The organism is Pantoea sp. CTOTU50773, from assembly GCF_032082325.1.
Lineage (GTDB): Bacteria > Pseudomonadota > Gammaproteobacteria > Enterobacterales > Enterobacteriaceae > Pantoea > Pantoea communis.
In genome coordinates this window covers 1-8,174 of sequence record NZ_DAMDQC010000184.1, presented here as the reverse complement: position 1 = coordinate 8,174, position 8,174 = coordinate 1, and the positions used below count along the sequence as shown (strand labels likewise).

Genomic DNA, 8,174 nt, shown 5'->3' with positions numbered 1-8,174 from the left:
AAGATGAAAACGATTGAAGTTGACGAAGAACTCTACCGTTATATTGCCAGCCACACGCAGCACATTGGTGAAAGCGCCTCCGATATTTTGCGCCGCATGCTGAAGTTTACCGCGGGCCAGACCGCACCGACTGCACCTGTCGCTGCGGCTTCGGCTTCGGTCAAGGAAGCGCAGCCAGTGCGCAGCGAAGCGCGTCCTCAGGATCGCGTACGCGCCGTGCGTGAACTGCTGCTCTCTGATGAGTATGCTGAGCAGAATAAGGCGGTTAATCGCTTTATGCTGGTACTGTCAACGCTCTATCGTCTTGATCCAGCAGCCTTTGCTGAAGCCACTGCCTCGCTGCAGGGCCGCACTCGCGTCTATTTTGCGGGTGACGAGCACACACTGCTGCAAAATGGCACCCATACTAAGCCGAAGCACGTTCCCGGCACACCGTACTGGGTGATCACCAATACCAATACAGGCCGCAAATGCAGCATGGTGGAACACATCATGCTGGCGATGCAGTTCCCACAGGAACTGACAGAGAAAGTTCGCGGCACCATTTAAACTGAAGCGTCAGGGAGAAGCGCCAATGGCCAATCACCCCCGTGCCGGGCAGCCTGCCCAGCAGAGCGATTTGATTAACGTTGCACAATTAACCTCGCAGTATTACGTCCTGAAGCCCGATACGGCTAACCCGGACCATGCGGTGAAATTTGGCACTTCTGGCCACCGCGGCAGCGCGGGACGCCAAAGCTTCAATGAAGTGCACATTCTGGCGATTGCGCAAGCCATCGCAGAAGAGCGCAAAAAGAATGGCATCACCGGTCCGTGCTACGTGGGTAAAGATACTCACGCACTGTCTGAGCCGGCGATTCTGTCGGTGCTGGAAGTGCTGGCGGCGAACGGTGTAGATGTGATCGTGCAGCAGGATAATGGCTACACGCCAACGCCGGCGATCTCCAACGCCATTCTGGAACACAACAAACGCGGTGGCGCGCAGGCGGACGGTATCGTCATCACGCCTTCACACAACCCGCCAGAAGATGGTGGCATCAAGTACAACCCGCCAAACGGCGGTCCGGCTGATACCAACGTCACCAAGGTGGTGGAAGATCGCGCTAACCAGCTGATCAAAGGCGAACTGAAAGACGTGAAACGTCTGCCGCTGGATCAGGCCTGGGCAAGCGGCCATATCGTTGAGCAGGATCTGATTCAGCCCTATGTTGAAGGTCTGGCTGAAGTCATTGACTTCCCGGCAATCCAGAAAGCGGGCCTGAAAATCGGCGTTGATCCATTAGGTGGCTCCGGTATCGCTTACTGGCAGCGTATTGCTGAGCACTATAAGTTGGATCTGACCATTGTTAATGATGCGGTCGATCAGACCTTCCGTTTCATGCATCTGGATAAAGATGGCGTGGTGCGTATGGACTGTTCGTCTGAGTGCGCGATGGCGGGTCTGCTGGCGTACAAAGATAAGTTCGATCTGGCGTTCGGTAACGACCCGGATTACGACCGTCACGGCATCGTCACGCCTGCGGGCCTGATGAACCCGAACCATTATCTGGCCGTGGCCATCAATTACCTGTTCCAGCATCGCCCGCAGTGGGGCAAAGATGTTGCTGTGGGTAAAACCCTGGTCTCCAGCGCAATGATTGACCGTGTGGTCAATGACATTGGTCGCAAGCTGGTTGAAGTGCCGGTTGGTTTCAAATGGTTTGTTGATGGCCTGTTTGATGGCAGCTTCGGTTTCGGCGGCGAAGAGAGCGCGGGTGCTTCCTTCCTGCGCTTCGATGGTTCCGCCTGGTCAACCGATAAAGACGGCATCATCCTGTGCCTGCTGGCAGCCGAAATCACTGCGGTGACCGGCAAGAACCCGCAGCAGCACTATGACGAACTGGCAGCACGCTTCGGCGCGCCAAGCTATAACCGTCTGCAGGCGCCGGCGACCTCAGCGCAAAAAGCGGCACTGTCTAAGCTGTCACCGGAAATGGTGAGTGCTGATACGCTGGCGGGCGATCCGATTACTGCACGTCTGACCGCTGCACCGGGCAACGGCGCGTCAATCGGTGGTCTGAAAGTGATGACCGAAAACGGCTGGTTTGCTGCGCGTCCGTCAGGCACGGAAGATGCTTACAAAATCTACTGTGAAAGCTTCCTTGGTGCTGAGCATCGCCAGCAGATCGAGAAAGAGGCGGTAGAGATTGTTAGCGAAGTGCTGAAAAACGCGTAATTAAACGTCGAGGCGCGCTATGTGCGCCTTTTCACGCGTTTTCTGGAACGCCCCACGTGACAACGTGGGGCGTTTTTTATGGCATAAAGCGGTAGCCGATACCGGTTTCGGTCAGCAGATGGCTGGGTTGGGTGGGATTGCTTTCCAGCTTCTGGCGCAGGTGTCCCATATAAATGCGCAGATAATGGCTGTGCTCCACCGCATTCGGCCCCCACACCTGATTCAACAACTGACGTTGCGTCAGAACCTTCCCGGCATTGTTCAGCAACAAACTCAGCAGGCGAAACTCGGTGGGCGTCAGGTGAATTTCCTGTTCATTACGCAGCACGCGGCGCGCAGCCAGATCGACACTCACTTCCCCAAATTTCACGATCGGCTCAGGCTGGCTGCTTTGATGGCGACGTAACGCCACGCGCACGCGGGCCAGTAACTCGCCGATACCAAACGGCTTAGTCAGATAATCATCTGCACCGGCATCCAGTGCATCGATTTTGTCCTGCTCATCACTGCGCGCAGATAGCACAATCACCGGCATGCTGCTCCACTGGCGCACTTCACGGATAAAGTCGTTGCCGTCACCATCCGGCAGCCCAAGATCGAGGATCACTAAATCCGGCTTTCGTGTCGCTGCTTCAATCAGCCCGCGCTGTAATTGCTCCGCTTCCACAATTTTCAAACCTTCGCTTTCCAGCGCCAGGCGCACGAAACGGCGAATCTCTTTTTCATCTTCAACAATCAAGATGGTCGTCACGCTGACTCCTGCCACAGGTAAAGTTAACACGGCACTTTATCAAGAATTGGTCACCGCGTCCGTCATGATGTTTGTAACCTTGCGAGATCCCTACGTTTACAATTATGTAACTTACTTTCAGCTTAAGCCGTAAAGCACAAAAAAAGACCAAAATTAGTGGTCGGATGAGTAGTAAAATTACACAACCAGGCGTAATATCTGAGGCAGATCACATTTCAACGCAAAAATTACCCCAGGAGGCAATCATGTATCAGGCATATCCACTCTATAAAATCGTGTTGCGCCGTTTTCTGGCGGTATTGGTCGGCATACTTGCCTTGCCCGTGATGCTGTTCCGCCAGGATCGTGCCCGTTTCTATAGCTATCTGCACCGCGTCTGGAGTAAGACCAGCACCAAGCCAGTCTGGCTGGCGCAGACAGAAGCGATAGGCAGCATCCACTGGTAAGTGCTCTCTTGGCTCTCTAAGAACCCGGCAGCTTCAATCAAGCGCCGGGTTTTTTTATTCTAAACTTTGTCTGTATTCCCCGGTTACCCGCTGTTATCCCTCGCCGTTTCAGCTACACTTAAACCTCTACAAGAATTTGGAGGTTGTACAAGTATGAGCGAAAAAATTCCTGTCGGTATCAGCGCTTGCCTGCTCGGGGATAAGGTCCGTTTTGACGGTGGCCACAAGCGTTTCGCTTTTGCAACTGAAGAACTGACTCCCTTTATCCGCTTTGAACCGGTGTGTCCGGAAATGGCAATTGGCTTGCCCACGCCGCGTCCCGCACTGCGTCTGGTCAAAGAGTCGGATGATCAAATCCATCTTTGTTTCAGTAAAGATGGCGGGCAAGAGGTGACCGATGAGATGGAACGCTGGTCGGCCGATCGTGTGAAATCGCTGCATCACCTTTGCGGCTATATTCTCTGTGCAAAATCACCCAGCTGCGGTCTTGAGCGCGTGCGCGTCTATCAGCCCGATACCAATGACAATCGCAAAGCGGGCACCGGCGTATTCACTGCCTTTCTGCAAAAAGAGATGCCATGGCTGCCTTTAGAGGAAGATGGCCGTTTGCATGATGATGCTATCCGCGAAAACTTTATGGGCCGCGTGTATGCGCTGCACGAGTTCAATGAAATGTGGCGCAGCGGTTTAACCCGCCACAAGCTGATCGCCTTCCACAGTCGATACAAGTTGCTGCTGCTGTCGCATGCGCAGGATGAGTATCGCGAGATGGGGCGTTTTGTGGCGGCGATGGAGCAGTGGGATTCGCTGGATGATTACGCCTTTGAATACCGGATTCGCCTGATGCATTTGATGTCCCACCAGGCTTCGCGCCGTAATCACACCAATGTGCTGATGCATGTACAGGGCTACTTCCGCCCGCAGTTGTCCTCACCACAGCGCCAGGAACTGGCGCAGCTAATCGATCGTTATCGCACTGGCGTCCAGCCACTGTTGGTTCCCATCACCATGCTGAAACACTATATGGCGGAATATCCGCATCCGTGGCTGGCGCAGCAACGTTACTTTGATCCTTACCCGGAAGCGCTGCGTCTGCGCTACGGACAATAATTTCGGAGCATTATGACCACCCACTTAGTCTGGTTGCGAAACGATCTACGCATCAATGACAACACTGCGCTGGCTGCCGCTTGCCGCGACAGCCATGCCAGGGTGCTGGCGCTGTTTATTGCCACGCCTAAACAGTGGCAGCAACACCATATGGCACCCAAGCAGGCGGCCTTTATTCACCAGAATCTGTGTGCGTTGCAAGACTCACTGGCCGAGCGAGGTATTCCGTTGCATTACCATCAGTGCGATGACTTTGCCGCATCGGTGGATTATCTGAGTGAGTTTTGCGACCAGCATCAGGTGGATGAGCTTTATTACAACTATCAGTACGAGATAAATGAGCGCGAACGTGATGCTGCAGCTGAAAAGCGTCTCGATGCTCAGGGCGTAATTTGTCAGGGCTTTGATGACAGCCTGTTATTGCCGCCGGGCAGCGTGCAGACCGGCAATCACACCATGTTTAAAGTCTTCACGCCGTTCAGCCGCGCCTTTGTCCGTCGACTGCATCAGGGGTTACCGGAGTGTCATCATGCACCGAAAGCGCGCCGTGATGCGCCGATCAGTGCGGGTAAGAAAATCCCTGCTTTTGATTACCCGCAGGAAGATTTCGATGCATCGCTATTTCCGGCTGGGGAAGAGGCAGCGCTGAAGCAATTGCGCCATTTCGGCAAACAATCGGTGCAGCACTATCCCGAGGTGCGCGATTTACCGGCATTACATGGTACCAGCCGCTTATCGCCTTATCTGGCGATTGGGGTGCTGTCTCCGCGCCAATGTTTGCATCGTATTCTGAAAGAACACCCAGATGCACTGAACGAGGGTAAAGCCTTTACCTGGCTTAATGAACTGATCTGGCGCGAGTTTTACCGTCATCTGATGGTGGCCTTTCCAGCGTTGTGCAAGCACCAGCCGTTTGTGGAGTGGACGCATAACGTACAGTGGCAAAAAAACGATGCACATCTCACGGCCTGGCAGCAGGGTAAAACCGGTTATCCCATCGTCGATGCGGCAATGCGCCAACTCAATACACTGGGCTGGATGCACAATCGCCTGCGCATGATTGTTGCCAGCTTTCTGGTAAAAGACCTGCTGATCGACTGGCATGAAGGTGAGCGCTACTTCATGCAGCAATTGATCGATGGCGATCTGGCGGCGAATAACGGCGGCTGGCAGTGGGCAGCTTCGACTGGCACCGACGCGGCACCGTACTTTCGCATATTCAATCATACGACTCAGGGGGAACGCTTTGACGAAAAAGGCGAATTTATCCGCCAGTGGCTGCCAGAGCTGAAAGACGTGCCGGAGAGTGATATTCATCAACCGCAGATTTGGGCGAAGAAAAATAATAAGAAACTCGATTATCCCGCACCAATCGTGGAACATAAGGACGCACGTAAAAAGACACTAGACGCCTTCGAGCGCGCGCGCAGCGCGGCCTGAGGCGGTCAGGGAGCCCTACTAAATGAATCATGTCGAGTTAGAACACATTGTTAATCAGCAGCTGAACACCAGCGCCTTCAGTGATTATGCGCCCAATGGTTTGCAGGTGGAAGGTCGCGCGGAAGTGAAAACTGTCATCACGGGCGTGACCGCGTGTCAGGCGCTGCTCGATGAAGCGGTCAAGCGCAATGCTGACGCTATCCTGGTCCATCACGGTTATTTCTGGAAGAGCGAATCGCCGCTGATTAAAGGAATGAAACGCCAGCGTCTGCATACGCTGCTGGTCAATGATATCAACCTGTATGGCTGGCACCTGCCGCTCGATGCACATCCACAGCTCGGCAACAATGCACAGCTGGCAAAGTTGTTTGATATTGAAGTGAAAGGGGAAATTCAGCCGTTAGTGCCATGGGGCGAGCTGGCTGAACCGTTGAGCGGTGAAGCGCTGGCGGCGAAAATCGCCGAACGCTTAGGTCGTAAACCGTTGCACTGTGGTGATAATGCCCCGGCACTGATCAAACGCGTCGCCTGGTGCAGTGGTGGCGGACAGGGCTTTATCGATAGCGCGGCTGCTTTTGGTGTAGATGCGTTTATCACGGGCGAAGTTTCGGAGCAAACCATTCACAGCGCACGTGAACAAGGCCTGCACTTTTTCGCCGCCGGGCATCATGCCACCGAGCGCGCTGGTATCAAGGCGCTGGGCGAATGGCTGGCGCAGAGCTATGGCCTCGACGTAACCTTTATTGATATCGACAATCCTGCCTGATTTCTCTCTCTCCGCGTCCTTAACCCACGTTAAGGACGCAAATCTGTTGACACGTCTCTGTCACTTTCGCATAACTTATTGACTTTCATTATAAGCAAAGCGATTTGTGGACATTTTTTGTCCGCGCCAATCATGACCGGGAGGTGGGTTTTGCAACGAGCACGTTGTTATCTACTGGGTGAGCGAGCGGTGGTGCTGGAGCTGGCCCCCCCCGTTTCACTCGCCAGCCAGCAGCGCATCTGGGGACTGTGCCAGCGCCTGCAGCACAATGAACAGGTTCAGGAAGTGATTCCGGGGATGAATAACCTGACGCTGCTACTGCGCGATCCGCAATTGAATGCGCTGGATGCCATTGAGCGTCTTCAGCGCTGGTGGGAAGAGAGTGAGGAACAGATTCCTGAATCACGTCGGGTGGAGATTCCGGTGGTGTACGGTGGCGCGGGTGGCCCCGATCTGCAAGTGGTGGCTGAGGGGGCCAGCCTGTCGCCAAAACAGGTCGTCGAGCTGCACAGCAGTGTTGATTACGTGGTCTATTTCATCGGCTTCCAGCCTGGTTTTCCCTATCTCGGCGGCTTGGATGAACGTCTGCACACGCCGCGCCGTGCTGAACCGCGAGTTATCGTTCCCAGTGGATCAGTCGGCATCGGTGGCAGTCAGACCGGTATTTATCCTTTGGCCGCACCTGGCGGTTGGCAGCTAATTGGCCATACGCCCGTCAGCCTGTTTGACCCCTTACAACACCCGCCGACACTGCTGCGCCCCGGTGACAGCGTGCGCTTTGTGCCGCAACAGGAGGGCGTATGTTAAACATTCTACGCGCCGGATTGATGACCTCGATTCAGGATCAGGGCCGTACCGGCTGGCGGCAATATGGCATTAGCGTTAGCGGCGCTCTCGATCAACCCTCAATGCGCACCGCCAATATGCTGGTGGGCAACCCGGAAGAGAGCGCGGTATTAGAGATTGTGCTCGGCCAGTTCAAAGCGGAATTCAAACGTGACGGCTGGTTTGCACTCACTGGGGCGGGCTGTAATGCCGATCTCGATGGCAAACCGGTGTGGACTGGCTGGCGACTGCCGGTGAAAATAGGTCAGTTGCTGTCCCTGGCGATGCCGGTGCGCGGTATGCGCAGTTATCTGGCAGTGAATGGTGGTTTCGCCATTGATGAGATGCTCGGTTCACACAGTACCGATCTCAAAGCGGCTTTTGGCGGTTTCCAGGGCCGTAAGCTGCAGGATGGCGATCAGCTGCCGTTGGGCAAACCCTCCCGCACCTTCAAAGGCAAAGCGGGCGTTCGTCAGTTGTTGTGGGGCAACCGCATTCGCGCTTTACCGGGCCCGGAGTATAACGAGTTCACGCGCGAAGCGCAGGAAGGTTTCTGGCGCAGCCCGTGGAAGCTGAGTCCGCAGAGCACTCGTATGGGTTACCGCATGCAGGGGCGTCAAC

9 protein-coding genes are annotated in these 8,174 nt (G+C 54.8%); 8 read left to right on the top strand and 1 reads right to left on the bottom strand.

Going from position 1 to position 8,174, the window contains the following annotated elements:
* The first annotated feature begins 3 nt into the window (after positions 1-3).
* Together seqA and pgm are read left to right on the top strand one after the other, a co-directional pair.
* Entirely contained in the window at positions 4-549 is a 546-nt protein-coding gene (seqA, locus tag RT340_RS20290) for a replication initiation negative regulator SeqA (protein ID WP_058962146.1), read from the top strand.
* A 25-nt stretch (positions 550-574) separates the two neighbouring features.
* Positions 575-2,215, top strand: coding sequence for a phosphoglucomutase (alpha-D-glucose-1,6-bisphosphate-dependent) (gene pgm / locus RT340_RS20285; protein WP_097117424.1), 1,641 nt, complete (start codon positions 575-577; stop codon positions 2,213-2,215).
* A gap of 76 nt (positions 2,216-2,291) precedes the next feature.
* Here the strand turns inward: pgm and kdpE are convergent, their stop codons facing one another.
* Positions 2,292-2,966, bottom strand: coding sequence for a two-component system response regulator KdpE (gene kdpE / locus RT340_RS20280; RefSeq protein WP_034829121.1), 675 nt, complete (start codon positions 2,964-2,966; stop codon positions 2,292-2,294).
* Between the two features lie 245 nt (positions 2,967-3,211).
* Between kdpE and RT340_RS20275 the strand changes: the two genes are divergently transcribed.
* The 6 genes from RT340_RS20275 to RT340_RS20250 form a co-directional block, all read left to right on the top strand.
* Positions 3,212-3,412, top strand: a complete 201-nt coding sequence (locus RT340_RS20275) for a YbfA family protein (RefSeq protein WP_313377580.1) — start codon at positions 3,212-3,214, stop codon at positions 3,410-3,412.
* Positions 3,413-3,565: 153 nt separating this feature from the next.
* Positions 3,566-4,522, top strand: a complete 957-nt coding sequence (locus RT340_RS20270; protein ID WP_313377579.1) for a 2-thiouracil desulfurase family protein — start codon at positions 3,566-3,568, stop codon at positions 4,520-4,522.
* A gap of 12 nt (positions 4,523-4,534) precedes the next feature.
* Positions 4,535-5,962: a deoxyribodipyrimidine photo-lyase gene (gene phrB, locus RT340_RS20265; protein WP_313377578.1), complete on the top strand. Its 1,428-nt coding sequence runs from the start codon at positions 4,535-4,537 to the stop codon at positions 5,960-5,962.
* Positions 5,963-5,984: 22 nt separating this feature from the next.
* Complete coding sequence (locus RT340_RS20260) at positions 5,985-6,728, top strand: type 2 GTP cyclohydrolase I (RefSeq protein ID WP_160832603.1); 744 nt, start codon at positions 5,985-5,987, stop codon at positions 6,726-6,728.
* 150 nt (positions 6,729-6,878) lie between these two features.
* Complete coding sequence (gene pxpB / locus RT340_RS20255) at positions 6,879-7,535, top strand: 5-oxoprolinase subunit PxpB (RefSeq protein WP_283216860.1); 657 nt, start codon at positions 6,879-6,881, stop codon at positions 7,533-7,535.
* The coding region (locus RT340_RS20250) for a biotin-dependent carboxyltransferase family protein (RefSeq protein ID WP_313377577.1) at positions 7,529-8,174 on the top strand (646 nt) is incomplete at its 3' end. The genes pxpB and RT340_RS20250, both read left to right, overlap by 7 nt.